General features: G+C 61.0%; 20 protein-coding genes. 12 read left to right on the top strand and 8 right to left on the bottom strand.

What is annotated here, in order from left to right:
* The first annotated feature begins 325 nt into the window (after positions 1–325).
* A complete protein-coding gene (locus ASC74_RS20945) occupies positions 326–1,210 on the top strand; it encodes a sugar nucleotide-binding protein (RefSeq protein ID WP_046047341.1) in 885 nt (294 codons plus the stop codon).
* Positions 1,203–2,132 (top strand): NAD-dependent epimerase/dehydratase family protein, encoded by a 930-nt coding sequence (locus ASC74_RS20940; protein WP_056743686.1) that lies wholly within the window; start codon positions 1,203–1,205, stop codon positions 2,130–2,132. Before ASC74_RS20945 ends, ASC74_RS20940 begins: the two co-directional genes overlap by 8 nt.
* Before the next feature lie 56 nt (positions 2,133–2,188).
* Here ASC74_RS20940 and ASC74_RS20935 read toward each other — a convergent pair whose 3' ends face one another.
* The 5 genes from ASC74_RS20935 to ASC74_RS20915 form a co-directional block, all read right to left on the bottom strand.
* On the bottom strand, positions 2,189–2,887 hold the full coding sequence (locus ASC74_RS20935) for an OmpW/AlkL family protein (protein WP_056743683.1): 699 nt from the start codon (positions 2,885–2,887) through the stop codon (positions 2,189–2,191).
* A gap of 233 nt (positions 2,888–3,120) precedes the next feature.
* On the bottom strand, positions 3,121–3,639 hold the full coding sequence (locus ASC74_RS20930; RefSeq protein ID WP_056743681.1) for a DUF3299 domain-containing protein: 519 nt from the start codon (positions 3,637–3,639) through the stop codon (positions 3,121–3,123).
* Positions 3,640–3,650: 11 nt separating this feature from the next.
* Entirely contained in the window at positions 3,651–4,916 is a 1,266-nt protein-coding gene (locus tag ASC74_RS20925) for an ABC transporter permease (protein WP_046047346.1), read from the bottom strand.
* A gap of 1 nt (position 4,917) precedes the next feature.
* Entirely contained in the window at positions 4,918–5,628 is a 711-nt protein-coding gene (locus tag ASC74_RS20920) for an ABC transporter ATP-binding protein (RefSeq protein ID WP_056743679.1), read from the bottom strand.
* A 136-nt stretch (positions 5,629–5,764) separates the two neighbouring features.
* Positions 5,765–6,343 carry a DUF2796 domain-containing protein gene (locus tag ASC74_RS20915; protein WP_056743677.1) on the bottom strand — a complete coding sequence of 193 codons (579 nt, stop codon included), beginning with the start codon at positions 6,341–6,343 and terminating at the stop codon, positions 5,765–5,767.
* 135 nt (positions 6,344–6,478) lie between these two features.
* Between ASC74_RS20915 and ASC74_RS20910 the strand changes: the two genes are divergently transcribed.
* Positions 6,479–6,826, top strand: coding sequence for a hypothetical protein (locus tag ASC74_RS20910; protein ID WP_056743675.1), 348 nt, complete (start codon positions 6,479–6,481; stop codon positions 6,824–6,826).
* Here the strand turns inward: ASC74_RS20910 and trxA are convergent.
* From trxA to ASC74_RS20895, 3 genes are all read right to left on the bottom strand, one after another.
* A complete protein-coding gene (gene trxA, locus ASC74_RS20905; protein ID WP_056743673.1) occupies positions 6,823–7,695 on the bottom strand; it encodes a thioredoxin in 873 nt (290 codons plus the stop codon). The two genes, ASC74_RS20910 and trxA, sit on opposite strands and share 4 nt — an antisense overlap.
* Before the next feature lie 182 nt (positions 7,696–7,877).
* Positions 7,878–8,534 carry a class I SAM-dependent methyltransferase gene (locus ASC74_RS20900; protein WP_046047351.1) on the bottom strand — a complete coding sequence of 219 codons (657 nt, stop codon included), beginning with the start codon at positions 8,532–8,534 and terminating at the stop codon, positions 7,878–7,880.
* Positions 8,531–8,995, bottom strand: a complete 465-nt coding sequence (locus ASC74_RS20895) for a hypothetical protein (RefSeq protein ID WP_056743691.1) — start codon at positions 8,993–8,995, stop codon at positions 8,531–8,533. Before ASC74_RS20895 ends, ASC74_RS20900 begins: the two co-directional genes overlap by 4 nt.
* A gap of 128 nt (positions 8,996–9,123) precedes the next feature.
* On the opposite strand from ASC74_RS20895, the gene nrdR reads away from it, so the two are divergent.
* The 9 genes from nrdR (at position 9,124) to ASC74_RS20850 (ending at position 16,015) form a co-directional block, all read left to right on the top strand.
* Positions 9,124–9,588: a transcriptional regulator NrdR gene (nrdR, locus tag ASC74_RS20890; protein ID WP_003228656.1), complete on the top strand. Its 465-nt coding sequence runs from the start codon at positions 9,124–9,126 to the stop codon at positions 9,586–9,588.
* Positions 9,585–10,718: a bifunctional diaminohydroxyphosphoribosylaminopyrimidine deaminase/5-amino-6-(5-phosphoribosylamino)uracil reductase RibD gene (gene ribD, locus ASC74_RS20885; RefSeq protein ID WP_056743671.1), complete on the top strand. Its 1,134-nt coding sequence runs from the start codon at positions 9,585–9,587 to the stop codon at positions 10,716–10,718. The genes nrdR and ribD overlap by 4 nt, the downstream gene beginning before the upstream one ends.
* 46 nt (positions 10,719–10,764) lie before the next feature.
* Positions 10,765–11,427: a riboflavin synthase gene (locus ASC74_RS20880; RefSeq protein WP_046047353.1), complete on the top strand. Its 663-nt coding sequence runs from the start codon at positions 10,765–10,767 to the stop codon at positions 11,425–11,427.
* Between the two features lie 31 nt (positions 11,428–11,458).
* Complete coding sequence (gene ribBA, locus ASC74_RS20875; protein ID WP_056743669.1) at positions 11,459–12,550, top strand: bifunctional 3,4-dihydroxy-2-butanone-4-phosphate synthase/GTP cyclohydrolase II; 1,092 nt, start codon at positions 11,459–11,461, stop codon at positions 12,548–12,550.
* 91 nt (positions 12,551–12,641) lie between these two features.
* Positions 12,642–13,118: a 6,7-dimethyl-8-ribityllumazine synthase gene (ribH, locus tag ASC74_RS20870; protein WP_003185938.1), complete on the top strand. Its 477-nt coding sequence runs from the start codon at positions 12,642–12,644 to the stop codon at positions 13,116–13,118.
* Positions 13,115–13,615, top strand: a complete 501-nt coding sequence (nusB, locus tag ASC74_RS20865; RefSeq protein WP_008153530.1) for a transcription antitermination factor NusB — start codon at positions 13,115–13,117, stop codon at positions 13,613–13,615. Before ribH ends, nusB begins: the two co-directional genes overlap by 4 nt.
* Positions 13,616–13,789: 174 nt before the next feature.
* Positions 13,790–14,755: a thiamine-phosphate kinase gene (gene thiL, locus ASC74_RS20860; protein WP_056743667.1), complete on the top strand. Its 966-nt coding sequence runs from the start codon at positions 13,790–13,792 to the stop codon at positions 14,753–14,755.
* Entirely contained in the window at positions 14,752–15,255 is a 504-nt protein-coding gene (locus ASC74_RS20855; RefSeq protein ID WP_056743666.1) for a phosphatidylglycerophosphatase A family protein, read from the top strand. The genes thiL and ASC74_RS20855 overlap by 4 nt, the downstream gene beginning before the upstream one ends.
* Before the next feature lie 22 nt (positions 15,256–15,277).
* Positions 15,278–16,015 carry a substrate-binding periplasmic protein gene (locus tag ASC74_RS20850; protein WP_056743664.1) on the top strand — a complete coding sequence of 246 codons (738 nt, stop codon included), beginning with the start codon at positions 15,278–15,280 and terminating at the stop codon, positions 16,013–16,015.
* The last annotated feature ends 26 nt before the right edge of the window (positions 16,016–16,041 follow it).

Genomic DNA, 16,041 nt, shown 5'->3' with positions numbered 1-16,041 from the left:
ATAGCTACTTTGTTCATGGCAACGGTCTCCGGTGAGCCCCCTGTGAAAGCTTAGTGGGCGATCACAGAGGGCAGCGGGGGTAGCCATTTCATTATTGGATCTCCTGAGTACTCATAATTTGTGACCGACACCGTTCAAATGTGGGAGCGGGCTTGCTCGCGAAGGGGCCGGAACAGGCAGCACAGATCTCAGGTATCTACACTTTACGGATGACGGTTGCGCACTAAACCCGCAAAATGCAACGATTCCGGCAACTATCCACGGCATCGCCCGCGAGCGGTGTCGATAAAGCCATTGTTTCAATCAGACTGGGCCTGCTGACTCTATGCGAATGCGCCTTATGTTACTGGGCGGCGGAAATGCCCTTGGGCAGGCGCTGATTCGCCTCGGTGCGGAGGAAGACATCGGCTTCCTCGCCCCCCGCCCACCGCAAGACGGCTGGGACGCCGCGAGCCTGACGCAACTGCTCGACGACACCCGTCCGGACGCGTTGATCAACCTCGCCTATTACTTCGACTGGTTTCAGGCGGAGACGGTCAGCGAACAGCGTCTGGCCGGGCAGGAGCGGGCGATCGAGCGTCTGGCCGAACTGTGCCAGCATCACAACATCGTGCTGCTGCAACCGTCGAGCTATCGCGTGTTCGATGGCTCCCGGGCGACCGCCTACAGCGAAAAAGACGAACCGGTGCCCTTGGGCCTGCGCGGTCAGGCCTTGTGGCGGATCGAACAAAGCGTGCGCGCCACCTGCCCGCAACACGTGTTGCTGCGATTCGGCTGGCTGCTCGATGACAGCCCCGACGGCACCCTCGGGCGTTTCCTCGGTCGCGCCGAACTGCCTGAAGAATTGCTGATGGCCGACGACCGTCGGGGCAATCCGACGCCGGTGGATGACGCCGCCCGTGTGATCATCTCGGTCCTCAAGCAACTCGATTGCTCGGCGCCGCTGTGGGGCACCTACCATTACGCCGGTCATGAGGCGACCACGCCGCTGGCACTTGGGCAGGCGATCCTCACCGAAGCACGCGCTCTGCATCCGCTGGCCATCGAAGCGCCGACCGCCCAGGCTCACGCCGCGCGACCGGACGCCGCCGAAGAGCCGCAACACGCGGTGCTGGCCTGCAAGAAAATTCTGCACACTTTCGGGATCAAACCCCGCGCCTGGCGTGCGGCACTCCCGGGCTTACTGGATAGGTTTTATCGCCATGGCTGACGGCCCTGTTTTAATCACCGGCGGCGCCGGTTTCATCGGCTCGCACCTCACCGATGCCTTACTCGCCAAGGGCCATTCGGTACGCATCCTCGATGACCTCTCCACCGGCAAACGCAGCAACTTGCCGCTGGACAATCCCGGCGTCGAACTGATCGTGGGCGATGTCGCCGATGCCGCGCTGGTCGCGCAGGCGATGGTCGGATGCAGCGCTGTGGCGCACTTGGCCGCGGTGGCGTCGGTACAGGCGTCGGTGGATGATCCGGTGAAGACTCACCAGAGCAATTTCATTGGCTCGCTGAATGTCTGCGAAGCCATGCGCCAGTCCGGCGTCAAGCGGGTGCTGTATGCGTCCAGCGCAGCGGTCTACGGCAACAATGGCGAAGGCGAGTCGATCGACGAAGACACGCCCAAGGCACCGTTGACGCCCTACGCTTCGGACAAATTGGCGAGCGAGCATTACTTCGATTTCTACCGTCGCCAGCATGGTCTGGAGCCGGTGATTTTCCGTTTCTTCAACATCTTCGGCCCGCGCCAGGATCCGTCCTCGCCGTATTCCGGGGTGATCAGCATTTTCAGCGAGCGCGCGCAGAAGGGCCTGCCGATCACGGTGTTCGGTGACGGTGAGCAGACTCGCGATTTCGTCTACGTCGAAGACCTGGTCGACTTGTTGGTGCAAGCGATCGAGAAACCGCAGGTCGAAGTCGGCGCGGTCAACGTCGGCTGGAACCAGGCCACGACCCTCAAGCAAATGCTTGAAGCCCTTGAAGCGGTGGTCGGTCAATTGCCGCCGGTGAGCTATGGTCCGGCGCGCTCCGGTGACATCCGCCACTCGCGAGCGAACAATCAGCGTTTGCTGGAGCGTTTTACCTACCCGGAGCAGACACCGATGAGTGTCGGCCTGGCGCGGTTGTTGGGGCGCTGAGGTTTACGCAGTCATGAAAAAGGCGCCTTTCGAGGCGCCTTTTTTGTGCGGCAATTTTAGAACTTGTAACCCAGGCCAACCATGTAGATGAACGGGTCTACGTCTACATCGACCTTGGCGCGAGTGCCCTGCGCCACTGCGTTATTTTGCACTGTCGCGGTGGTGTCGATGTCGATGTAACGCACCTGGGCGTTGATCATGATGTTGTCGGTCAGCATGTAGTCGGCGCCGACCTGGAACGCCATGCCCCAGGAGTTATCCGCCTTGAAGTTGCTGAAACCGTTGGCGCTGGCTTCGCTGCCAACGTGCTCATCGTAGATCCAGGTGTAGTTGATACCGGCGCCGACATACGGCTGGAAGGCGGACTTCGCGTCCAGTGGGTAGTACACAACGCTCAGCGTCGGTGGCAGGTGTTTCAGCGAACCGAGTTTGCCATTGGCTGCGCCGAGGGCGGTGCCTTTGAGCTTCACGTCATGCTCGAACGGCGAGGCCGCCAGCAGCTCGATCCCCCAGTGGCTGTTGAGCATGTAAGCGAAGTTCAGACCCAGTTGCGTGTCGCTGCTCATGGTGGCCTTGCCACCCAGATCGGCACCCTTCAGCGGACCTTGATCAACCTTGACGCTGGAGCTGTCGGCTTTCGGGTTGACGGTGATTGCACCGGCACGAACGATGATATCGCCGGCTTCGTGGGCGTAGGCTAACGGTGCTGCGAGCGCGAGGGCAAACAGCGAAGCGCTGAGCAAAGACTTGTGCATGGAGGGCTCCAAAGGACGTTAAAAATATTCGATGTCCAATGGTACGGAGGCGTCTGATACGGTCTTTTGACTCAGCTCAATGAAACAGTGATGGCTCGTTTTTTGTGGTGCGGCTGATTACCTCTTCGCGAGCAAGCCCGCTCCCACATTTGATCTGTGCATCAACACAATTCAAATGTGGGAGCGGGCTTGCTCGCGAAGGCTATCTATCAAACACCACATAATTACCGGTTTCACTCCGGCAATTCATACACATAAATCTTGTCCGCCTGCATCTGATACCCGGCATCCGCCAACTCGCTGGTCGACGCTTTAACCTGCAATGCCCCTTCGATCCAGTACGGCTGATACAACTCATCAAGCTTCACGCCCACCTTGCTTTTGACGTGTACGATCTGGTTCGACGGCGGTGGCGGCACGTGGATGCAGGCGCCGAAGTAAGGCACCAGCAGAAACTCGGTGGTGCGACCTTCTTCACTCACTTCCAGTGGCACGATGTAGCCCGGCAGCCGAATGTGCTGACCGTCGAGACTTTTCACCACCGGTGCATTAGGCATGTCTTGCTTGGCCGCTGGCGCCGATTCGGCGGCCAACGCGTTGCCCATCTGCGACAGGTCGTGCAACGGCGTCATGTTCGGCACTTCCGGGGCGGCGTCCGGCGGGATCATTTCCGACCAGGTCAGCTCTTTCGGTCCGGCCGCCCACAGGGGCAAGGCGACCAGCATCAACAGCGCAAGCACGGCGCGGGGCATGTTCAACGTCCTCATAAACGGATCGACAGGCCATCGGCCAGGGATTGGCGATACGCGCGCCAGGCCGGCACGCTGCCCATCAGCAACGCGGCGATCAGGATGCCACCGAGCAGCGTCCACTCATATTCGCTCGGCCAGGCGAGCGGCAGGTACAGGCCGTAATTCGCTTGCACATAACCTTGAGCCAAGGCGATGCCCACATACAAAAGACCCACCCCGGCAATCACGCCCGACAGTGCCAGGGCAAACGCCTCCAGCACCAGCAACGTCGCGATGTGCCACGGCCGGGCACCCACCGAACGTAGTATGGCCATCTCCCGGCGGCGCTCGTTGAGGCTGGTGAGGATCGCCGTGAGCATACCGATCAACCCGGTCAGCACCACGAACAGCGACACCACGAACAAGGCTTTTTCCGCCGTGCTCATCAAACTCCACAGCTCTTGCAGCGCCACGCCCGGCAGGATCGCCAGCATCGGTTCACCCAGAAATTCATTGATCTCACGCTGTAGCGCGAAGGTAGAAATCTTGCTGTTGAGGCCGAGCATGAACGCGGTGATCGCTTGCGGCGTCAGGTCCATGTTGCGTGCCTGATCGGCACTGATCCGACCGTTGCCGCGCGCCGGCACACCGTTATGCCAGTCGATGTGAATCGCTTCCATGCCGCCGAGGCTGATGTGCAACGTGCGGTCCACCGGGGTGCCGGTGCGTTTGAGAATGCCGACCACGGTGAACGGCTTGTCGTCGTGCTTGACCAGGCTGATCACCGCCACACCGTGGGCCAGCACCAGTTTGTCACCGAGTTTGTAGTGCAGCGCATCGGCCACTTCGGCACCGAGCACCACTTCGAACGGGTCAGTGGCGAAGGCGCGGCCGTCGGCCAGTTCCAGGTGTTGTTGATGGCCGTACTGGTAATGCTCGAAGTACGCCTCAGTGGTGCCCATCACCCGATAACCGCGATGGGAGTCGCCGAGGGACATCGGGATCGCCCACTTCACTTTCGGGTTGTTGGCGAAGTGTTCGAAGCTGTCCCAACGGATGTTGTTGGTGGCGTTGCCGATGCGGAACACCGAGTACAGCAGCAGGTTCACCGAACCGGAACGTGCGCCAACAATCAGGTCGGTACCGCTGATGGTGCTGGCGAAACTGGCCTTGGCTTCGGTGCGCACCCGTTCCACCGCGAGTAGCAGGCAGACCGACAGGGCAATGGCGAACGCGGTGAGGATCGCGGTGAAGCGGCGGTTAGCCAGGCTGGCCATGGCTAGACGAAACAAATACATCTCAGACCTCAGACGGGGTGGCGGCGCGATTGAGATCGGCCAGCGACAGGTGGCGATCGAACAGCGGTGCCAGGCTTTGGTCATGGCTGACGAACAGCAGGCTTGACCCGGCTTCGCGGCATTCGGCGAACAACAAGCGAAGGAAGTTCTCGCGAGCGTCGTAATCCAGGGCCGAAGTCGGTTCGTCGGCGATCACCAATTCAGGCTGACCAATCAACGCGCGCGCAGCGGCAACCCGTTGCTGCTGACCGATGGACAGCGAATCGGCGCGACGACTGAGGATGCTTTCATCCTTCAGACCCAAGTGGGCGAGGAGGGTGGCCGCCGCCTGATCGACGCTGCCGTGGCGCTGGATCGCCCGTTCAGCGCGCAGTTTGGAAAAGTGGCAGGGCAACTCAACGTTCTCGCGCACCGAGAGAAACGGCAGCAAGTTGAACTGCTGGAAGATGTAGCCGGTGTGATCGACCCGGAAGCGGTCGCGAGCGCCGGCCGAGAGTTCGGTCAGCTCCTGGCCCAGCAATCGGATGCTGCCGCGATCAGGCTTCTGCACACCGCCGAGCAGGCCGAGCAGGGTGGTCTTGCCGCTGCCGCTGGGGCCTTTGAGGAACAGGGTTTCGCCTGGCATAAGGCGAAACGCCGGGATATCCAGCAGCGGCGGATGACCGGGCCAGCTGAAGCCCAGGTCGGACAGTTCGATGAGTGCTTGGGTCATGTGAAACCGGTCAAGTTGGTGGTGAACCCTGTGGGAGCGGGCTTGCTCGCGAAGAGGGCGTATCAGTCGACATTGATGTTGCCTGACACACCGCATTCGCGAGCAAGCCCGCTCCCACATTGGTTCTGTGGTGAACTTAGAATTTCAGGGCAGCTGCCTTGGCCGTCACTTCTACACCTTGCTGCCCGCTCGGGCTGATCAGTTGTACCTGAATCTTCTGGGTCGCCGGGAATGTGTTGAAGATGTTCGCCAGGTCCAGGTTTTTCAGCGCGCCGGGTGCCGAGCAGCTGAATTGGTAATGCGCGTGGATTTCGCTGTGGTTGTGGTGGTGTCCATCTTTGGCATCTTCGTCGTGATCATCATCGGCATCCGGCTTGTCACCGAACAACGGACTTTCCAGTTCCTGAGTCGCAATCACGCAGCCAGCGGCTTTCGGCAGGTTGAACAGCACCAGCGGTTTCTCTAGCTGCGCACGAACCGCGGCGACTTTGGCCTTGTCGGCGTCGGTGGTGGCAGCGTGTTCGAAACCCACCAGGTTCATCGCCGGGCTTTCCAGTTCCAGCTCCAGAGTCTGCCCGTCCAGCGCTGCGTTCAAGCGACCGACGCCATGTTCGTGGGCGCCGAGGCTGCCGTGCTCATGGTCGTGTTCATCAGCGGCGTGGGCGACGGCCAGCGGCAACAGGGCAAACGGCAGAGCGAGAAGCAGACGGCGCATGGCGGGTCTCCGAAAAGTAAAATGAAGAATTTGTTATGTAATCTTATAACGTAAGTGCCGAGAGTTTGACCGCCTGCTTGGCGTTGCGCAAGTCACATGGGAGCATGCAAGTCAGAAATGTGCAGGAGCAGACTTATGTTGCGTATACGCGGAAGCATCGGCGACTGGCCGGTGGATTTGACGCTGGAGATGGATGACGGCGACTGGGCACGGCTCGGTGCGCAGTTGCAGGTGATGACGCCGGAGGCCAGTACAGCGCCGGCAAAACCGATCAATCAGGATGATGCGCTGTGGCAGATCGCCAAGGATTTGCTGCGTAAGGCCGGGCAATTGAGCGGGCCGGATTTGCTGGATCAGTTGGAAGGACTGACCGGCAGCGCGGCGTCGGGCAAACGCCTGTTGGTGCGACTGCGCCATTGCTCGGATGTGAAGGTGACGAGCGGCGGGGATACGCCGCTCTACAGCTGGATCAACGCAGGTTAGTACAGCGCAGCAAACAACTTGCGGCGGTACGTGGTCACCAGCGGGTGATCGTTGCCCAGCAGTTCGAACACCTGCAGCAAGGTCTTGTGCGGCAAGCCTTCGCTGTAGCTGCGATTGCGCACGAACAGCTTGAGCAACGCATCCAGCGCCGCGTCGTACTGCTGACGGGCCAGTTGCTGGATCGCCAGCTGATAAACCGCTTCATCGTCCTGCGGATTTTTCGCCAAGCGCGCTTTCAGGTCTGCCGCATCCGGCAGGTCCTTGGCCTGACCGAGAAACTGGATCTGCGCCTTGGCGCCTGCCAGGGCAGCTTTGTGCTCATCGCTCGTGACCGCATCGAGCACGATTTGCGCTTCGCCCAGCTCGCCACGTTCGGTGAGGCAGCGGGCGTAGAGGATCAGCGCCTTGGCATTGGTGTTGTCTTCGCCCAGCAGCACTTTCAGTGTGGCTTCGGCGTCGGCAAAGCGGTTGTCATCGAACAACGCCTGAGCTTGCTCAAACGGATCGGCAGCAGCCGGTGGCGGCATTTGCACGTGAGGTTCGAGCATGGCGCGCACCGCGGACTCCGGCTGTGCACCGGCGAAACCATCCACCGGCTGACCGTCCTTGAACAGCACCACCGTCGGCAGGCTGCGAATGCCGAAGCGCGAAACAATGTCCGGCTCGACGTCGCAGTTGACCTTGGCCAGCAGCAACTCACCCTGATAGCTCTCGGCGATGGTCTGCAGCATCGGCATCAACGCCTTGCACGGCGCACACCATTCGGCCCAGAAATCCACCAGCACCGGTTTGTGGAAAGAGTTCTCGATCACCGACTGCTCGAAATCGGCAGTCGTGGCGTCGAAGATGTACGGCGTTTCCTGACTCATGGGGGATCTCGTAAAAGCGTGAATGGGGCAACTATACGACTTGGTGGGGGCTGGCCGGAAGCGGTGTGGTCGTTGGAGATGTGTTGGCTGACAGGGCGCCTTCGTCGGAACGCCGCCCGGAGCAAGCCCGCTCCCACAGGGGAATGCGGTCAACTGTGGGAGCGGGCTTGCTCGCGAAGCTTTTAAGCGCGCCGCGCGTGGTAGAGGCTCACATGCCGAAACTCTTCGGGCTCGGCCAGATCGGGCAGGGTCATCGCTTCCAGCATCTCGATGCGTTGATACAACGGGTGGCGAAAATCCCTCACGCGTGAATCGGCCACCAGGGCTTGCTGGCCGCGACTCAAGAATTCATCGAGCAACGGCAGATTCGCCCGGTCGTACAGCACGTCGGCCACCAGAATCAGATCAAAGCGATCCGCTTCGGCGAAAAAGTCCGTTGAGTAGTTGAGGTGTACGTCATTGAGTTCGGCATTCGCCCGACAGGCGGCAATCGCCAGCGGGTCGAGGTCACAGGCCACCACTTCCAGCGCTCCGGCCTTGACTGCTGCGATCCCCGCCACCCCGGAACCGGCACCGAAATCCAGCACCCGTTTGCCTTTGACCCACTCAGGGAATTCGGCGAGATAGCGGGCGACCGCCAGGCCGCTGGCCCAGCAGAAACTCCAATAGGGCGGCTCATGCAGAATCCGCCGGGTTTCTTCCGGGCTGAACGCGCGGTCCATGTTGTCGCCGTCGATCAGCCAAAGCTTCAGATCGGTGTCCGGCAATTCACAGGCAACCAGTTGTGCGTCACCGAGCAACTCACCCAGTGCCTGTTGCAGGTCGAGCGGTGCAATCATGGCGCTTTGACGAATTGCAGCTGACCCAGCACTTGCGTCGTTGGCTGGCTGATGACTTGCGACGGCAGATGCAAAATCAGCTGGCCGGACTGGCTGGCGCGGCCGCGCAGTTCAACGCGGGCACCGACCGGGAAGGATTCCGGGTTGAATCGCAGGTGAAACGGCAAAATCTGATTGGTGCCGATCAGGCTGGAACTGGCGAGCAATTGTTGCGGGCGGCCCTTGTCATCGATCACCAGCAGCGCCAGTTCGACTTCGGCGTCGGCCGGCACGCCTTGCAGCGTGCCGCTCAATTCACGCTGATACGCGGGCAGCGGGCCGAGGTTGGCCGATTCCTTGGCTTTCTTCTGTGCCTGTTGTGGCGCGGGGCCTGGCGTCGGCGGCTGGGGCTTGGGCGCATCGCTGCTGCAGGCCACCAGCAGGCTGAAAAGACTGAGCAAAACGAGCGGTCTTAGGGACATTTTCGGCTCCAGCAAGGTGAAATCCATGGATCTAGCTCTATAGCCCGTCTGTATACCGCAAACCCTATGGCTTGTCTTGCCACGGGGATGCGCTACCATGGCCCTCCCTTTTTTTGTTGCCTGCCACCATGCACTGTCCCTTCTGCGGTGCCAACGACACCAAGGTCATCGACTCGCGTCTGGTCGCCGAGGGCGAACAGGTACGCCGCCGGCGTGAATGCCTGGCCTGCGGCGAGCGTTTCACGACGTTCGAGACGGCCGAACTGGTGTTGCCGCGCCTGATCAAAACCGACGGCAGCCGCCAGCCGTTCGACGAAGAAAAACTCCGCGCCGGCATGCAGCGTGCGCTGGAGAAGCGCCCGGTGAGTGTCGAGCGCCTGGAATCGTCGCTGGTGCACATCAAACACAAACTGCGCGCCACCGGTGAGCGAGAGGTTAAATCCCTTGTCGTCGGTGAACTGGTGATGGCCGAGCTGCAAAAGCTCGACGAAGTCGCCTACATTCGTTTCGCCTCCGTGTATCGGCGCTTCCAGGACCTCAACGAGTTCCGCGAAGAGATCGATCGCCTGGCCCGTGAGCCGGTGAAAGAATGACCACCTCTTCCGAACAAGCCATCCTCGACGCCCATTACATGGCCCGCGCGCTGGAACTGGCGCGCAAAGGTCATTACACGACACACCCCAACCCTCGGGTGGGCTGCGTGATCGTGCGGAACGGGCAGATTGTCGGTGAAGGCTGGCACGTGCGCACCGGCGAACCCCACGCCGAAGTCCACGCCCTGCGCGCCGCTGGCGATAAGGCGCGAGGCGCCACCGCTTACGTGACCCTTGAACCTTGTAGTCACCACGGACATACACCGCCTTGCGCCGATGCGCTGGTACATGCCGGTGTGGCTCGGGTCGTCGCGGCGATGCAAGACCCCAACCCATCGGTTGCCGGTCGTGGCATGCAGCGCCTGGCCCAGGCCGGCATCGCTACCGAAAGCGGCGTGCTGGAAGGCGAAGCGCGCAAGCTCAACGAAGGTTTCCTCAAGCGCATGGAGCACGGCGTGCCGTTCGTGCGGGTCAAGTTGGCCATGAGCCTCGACGGTCGCACGGCGATGGAGAGCGGCGAAAGCCAATGGATCACCGGTCCTGCGGCGCGTTCGGCGGTACAACGCCTGCGCGCTCAGGCCAGCGTGGTGCTGACCGGCGCCGACACGGTGCTGGCAGACAACGCCCGTCTCACTGTGCGTGCCGATGAGCTGGGCCTGGATCTTGAGCAAACTGCCCTGGCCATGAGCCGTCCGCCGCTTCGCGTGCTGATTGATGGCCGCCTGCGGGTGCCGCTGGATGCACCGTTCTTCAAGGCCGGGCCTGCATTGGTCGCCACGTGCATGGCGATCGAAGAGCAATACGCCAACGGCCCGGAATGCCTGATCGTGGCGGGCGAGGATGGCCTGGTCGACCTGCGTAAGCTGCTGGTCGAACTGGCCGCCCGTGGGGTCAATGAAGTGTTGGTCGAAGCAGGGCCGCGTCTGGCCGGGGCTTTCGCTCAGCAAGGGCTGGTGGACGAATTCCAGATTTTCATCGCTGGCAAGTTTTTAGGTTCGTCTGCGCGTCCGCTGCTGGATTGGCCGCTCGCGCAAATGAAGGATGCGCCTGAACTCAAAATCACCGAAATTCGCGCGGTTGGCGATGACTGGCGAGTCATCGCCATTCCTTCGCCAGCGGCGAGCGTATAATTCCGGGCCTGCGCCACGCGACGGCCCTGTTCTCGAGGAGGACTCCATGTTTACCGGCATCATCGAATCCATCGGCAGTATTCGTGCATTGACCCCAAAAGGCGGAGATGTGCGGGTACACGTAGAAACCGGCAAGCTCGATCTGAGCGACGTCAAACTGGGCGACAGCATCGCGGTCAACGGCGTGTGCCTGACCGCGGTTGAGTTGCCAGGCAACGGCTTTGCGGCGGACGTCAGCCGCGAAACCCTCGACTGCACCGCCATGAATGATCTGAAAAGCGGCAGCCCGGTCAACCTGGAAAAAGCCCTGACTCCTACCACTCGCCTCGGCGGGCATCTGGTCAGCGGCCATGTCGATGGCGTGGGCGAAGTGGTTGCCCGTACCGAGAATGCTCGCGCGGTGGAGTTCCGCATCCGCGCGCCGAAAGAACTGGCCAAGTACATCGCCCATAAAGGCTCGATCACCGTCGACGGCACCAGCCTGACCGTGAACGCGGTCGATGGCGCCGAGTTCCTGCTGACGATCATTCCGCACACCCTGAGCGAAACCATCATGGCGTCTTACCAGCCAGGTCGCCGGGTGAATCTTGAAGTTGACTTGCTGGCACGTTATCTGGAACGCCTGTTGTTGGGCGATAAGGCCGCAGAGCCTACGTCCAGTAACATCACCGAAAGCTTTCTGGCCCAAAACGGCTACCTCAAATCCTGAAGCTCAAATTTCGAAAGAAGGGGGGTGCCTTGTGGCGCTCAATAGCATCGAAGAACTGGTTGAAGACATCCGCCAAGGCAAGATGGTCATCCTCATGGATGACGAAGATCGCGAGAACGAAGGCGACCTGATCATGGCCGCCGAGTGCTGCCAGCCAGAACACATCAACTTCATGGCCAAGCACGCCCGTGGCCTGATCTGCATGCCGATGAGCCGCGAGCGCTGCGAACTGCTGAAGCTGCCCTTGATGGCACCGCGCAACGGTTCCGGCTTCGGCACCAAGTTCACCGTGTCCATCGAAGCGGCCACCGGCGTGACCACAGGCATCTCTGCTGCTGACCGTGCGCGCACCGTGCAGGCCGCTGCCGCGAAAGACGCCAAGGCTGAAGACATCGTCAGCCCCGGCCACATCTTCCCGCTGATGGCCCAGGCTGGCGGCACCCTCGCTCGCGCCGGCCACACCGAAGCGGCGTGCGACCTGGCGCGCATGGCCGGTTTCGAGCCAAGCGGCGTGATCTGCGAAGTGATGAACGACGACGGCACCATGTCCCGCCGCGCGGAACTGGAAACGTTTGCTGCCGAACACAACATCAAGATCGGCACCATCGCCGACCTGATTCACTACCGGATGATCCACGAACGTACCGTTCAGCGGATTGCCGAGCAGCCGCTGGACAGCGAACTGGGCCAATTCAACCTGGTGACCTATCGTGATTCAGTGGAAGGCGACGTGCACATGGCCCTGACCCTGGGCACCGTGTGCGCCGAAGAACCGACACTGGTTCGGGTGCACAACATGGACCCGCTGCGCGACCTGTTGATGGTCAAGCAACCCGGTCGCTGGAGCCTGCGCGCCGCGATGGCCGCGGTTGCCGAGGCTGGCAGCGGTGTGGTGCTGTTGCTCGGTCACCCGCTCGATGGCGACGTCTTGCTGGCGCACATCCGCGAAACCGCGGAGCACGTACCGGCGAAAAAACCGACCACCTACAGCATTGTCGGTGCCGGTTCGCAGATCCTTCGGGACCTGGGCGTGCGCAAAATGCGCCTGATGAGTGCGCCAATGAAATTTAATGCGATATCCGGTTTCGATCTGGAAGTTGTAGAATACGTGCCCTCCGATTAATGACCGGTTGTTTCCAGTCCTTGATTCGCGGTTAACACATCACTGAGGGACGCGTAGAAAACGCGTCCCGGCTCTTTAAGAGATCTAACGAATGACCCTGAAGACCATCGAAGGTACCTTCATCGCCCCTAAAGGCCGCTACGCTTTGGTAGTAGGCCGTTTCAACAGCTTCGTCGTTGAAAGTCTGGTCAGCGGTGCAGTTGATGCCCTGGTTCGCCACGGCGTGAGCGAAAGCGACATCACCATCATCCGCGCACCTGGCGCCTTCGAAATCCCGCTGGTTGCGCAGAAAGTCGCTCAGAAGGGCGAATACGCGGCAATCATCGCCCTGGGCGCGGTCATTCGTGGCGGTACTCCGCACTTCGAATACGTGGCTGGCGAATGCACCAAGGGCCTGGCCCAGGTGTCCATGGAGTTCGGCGTTCCAGTCGCATTTGGCGTGCTGACCGTTGATTCCATCGAGCAAGCCATCGAACGTTCCGGCACCAAGGCCGGTAACAAAGGTGCTGAAGCTGCCCTGTCCGCTCTGGAAATGGTCAGCCTGCTGGCGCAGTTGGAGGCCAAGTGATTAGCGACGAAAGCGATCGTTTCAACCCGCGCGATCCAAAGCCTGCGGATGCCGGCAAGCCATCGAAAAGCGTCAAGCGTCGCGAAGCCCGTCAGCTCGCGACTCAGGCGCTGTACCAATGGCACATGGCCAAGCAATCTTTGAACGAGATCGAAGCGCAGTTCCGGGTCGATAACGATTTCAGCGATGTCGATGCCGCTTACTTTCACGACATCCTGCACGGCGTTCCGGCTCACAAGCCTGAGATCGACGCTGCACTGACGCCGTGCCTGGACATCACCATCGAAGAGCTGGACCCGGTTGAACTGGCCGTTCTGCGCCTGTCGACCTGGGAACTGCTCAAGCGCGTCGACGTGCCGTACCGCGTTGTGATCAACGAAGGTATCGAGCTGGCGAAAGTCTTCGGTTCCACCGACGGCCACAAGTTCGTCAACGGTGTACTCGACAAGCTGGCCCCGCGTCTGCGTGAAGCTGAAGTGAAGGCGTTCAAGCGCTGATTCGCGCTTGCAGTGTCCTGTCTCGCCGATACGTTCGTTTTTTAGCGAGTGGCTGGTGTTGCCAGACAAGGCGCCGCGACGAGTCATAGCTGGCTATGGCGAGGAGCGGCAACGCAGTATGGCGACACCAGACGCCGCTAAAAAATGAACAGTATTGGTGAGACAGGACACCCAATGGGCGAGTTTGAGCTGATCCGCAATTTCTTCGCCGCCGCGCCTTGTGCGCAAGGCGGCGAAGGCGTTGCCCTTGGGATCGGTGATGATTGCGCCTTGCTGGCTGTTCCCCCCGGGGAGCAGTTGGCGATTTCCACCGACACACTGGTTGCCGGTGTGCATTTCGCAGATCCTTGCGACCCGTTTCTGCTCGGTCAGCGTTCACTGGCCGTGGCCGTCAGCGATCTGGCTGCCATGGGCGCCACTCCGGTTGCCTTTACCCTTGCCCTGACTTTACCGACGGTGACCGCCTATTGGCTGGACGCCTATGCCCGTGGTTTGAACCTCATGGCGCAACGCTGCGGTGTGGCGCTGGTGGGCGGTGATACCACCCGTGGGCCGTTGAGCCTGACGATGACCGTGTTCGGTCGTGTGCCGACCGGTCAGGCGTTGACCCGCAGCGGTGCGCAGCCAGGCGATTTGCTGTGCGTTGGCGGTGAACTGGGTAACGCGGCGGGGGCATTGCCGCTGGTGCTCGGTCAGCGGACGGCTGAAGCCACCATCGCCGATCCGTTGCTCGCACATTACTGGTCGCCGCAGCCGCAACTCGCGTTGGGCCAGGCGCTACGCGGCAAAGCCACCTCGGCGCTGGACATCTCCGACGGCCTGCTCGCGGACTGCGGGCATATTGCCCTCGCGTCACAGGTCGGCATTCAGGTTGAACGGGGCAAGCTGCCATTATCGAACGCTTTAGTCGCCTTCCTCGGCCAGTCGGGTGCCGAAAAAGCGGCCCTGAGCGGCGGTGATGATTACGTGCTGGCCTTTACCTTGCCGTCCGTCGAGTTGCCGAAATTGGTGGCCGATGGCTGGCCGATCCATGTGGTCGGCCGTGTTGTGACGGGGCAGGGCGTGGTGCTGCTGGACGCTGATGGACAAGACATCACCCCGCAAACCCGGGGTTATCAACATTTTCGGGAGACACCGTGACAGATCATCCCAAACAGGTCCCGGCGGAATTCGTACCGCCCTCGGTCTGGCGCAATCCGTGGCATTTCCTGGCGTTCGGCTTCGGTTCGGGCACCTTGCCAAAAGCACCGGGCACCTGGGGGTCGTTAGTTGCGCTACCCTTTATCCCGTTGTGGCAGATGCTGCCCGACTGGGGTTACTGGCTGATGCTCGGCATCACCATGCTGTTTGGCTTCTGGCTGTGCGGCAAGGTCGCCGACGATTTGCGGGTGCACGACCACGAAGGCATCGTCTGGGATGAAATGGTCGGGATGTGGATTACCTTGTGGCTGGTGCCGGAAGGTTGGTACTGGTTGCTGGCGGGGTTTTTGATGTTCCGCTTCTTCGACATCCTCAAGCCGTGGCCGATTCGCTGGATCGACCGGCATGTGCATGGCGGCGTCGGGATCATGCTCGATGACGTATTGGCCGGGGTGTTTGCTTGGTTGGGGATGCAAGGGCTGGTATGGATTTTTGCCTGACGGGCAAAACAGGGGACTAGGGATGGCTCGACGCTGGTTGGCTTTGATGATTTTCGCGATGTTTTGCTCGCTCGCCCAGGCGAGTGACGAGGGCACAACGCCGTCGGTGATTCATCTGGCCAGCGAAGACTGGGAAGACTACACCGCCGCCGATGGCCATGGTCTGGGCTGGGACGTGTTGCGGGAAGTCTTCGAGCCGGCGGGGGTCAAACTGGACATCCGCAGCGAACCCTACGTCCGCTCCATGGGCCTGGCCCAGCGCGGCGAAGTGGATGCCTGCGTCGGCTCCTATCTTGATGAGTCCAGCGATCTACTCTATCCGCGCTGGAACTTCGATACCGATCACATCTATGCCTTGGGCCTGGCCAGCAACCCCGCGCCGACCCCGGAAACCCTGGGCAACTATCGACTGGCCTGGGTCCGCGGCTACGACTATCAGGATTACCTGCCCAACGTCCGCCGCTATAACGAAGTACTGCGGCGTACCGGGATTTTGTCGATGTTGACCCACAATCGCGCCGACTTTTACATCGACGCGCTGACCGAGGTCGACTATGTCCTCAAATGGGCCAAGGATCCGTCGCAGTTCCGTCGCACCCACATCGCGGAGTTGCCGCTGTATCTGTGCTTTGCCAAGACCCCCAAGGCTCGCACCCTGATGGCGCTGTTCGATCAGCGCATGGAACAACTGGTGAAAAGCGGCCAGCTGAAACCGATCTTCGAGCGCTGGAAACAACCCTATCCATTTGACTCAAACTGAACACGGTCAATGTGGGAGCGGGCTTG

It is taken from the genome of Pseudomonas sp. Root329 (assembly GCF_001424925.1).
Taxonomy (GTDB): Bacteria; Pseudomonadota; Gammaproteobacteria; order Pseudomonadales; family Pseudomonadaceae; genus Aquipseudomonas; species Aquipseudomonas arabinosi.
The sequence above is the reverse complement of the archived record's forward strand: the minus strand, read 5'-3'. Positions and strand labels throughout refer to the sequence as shown.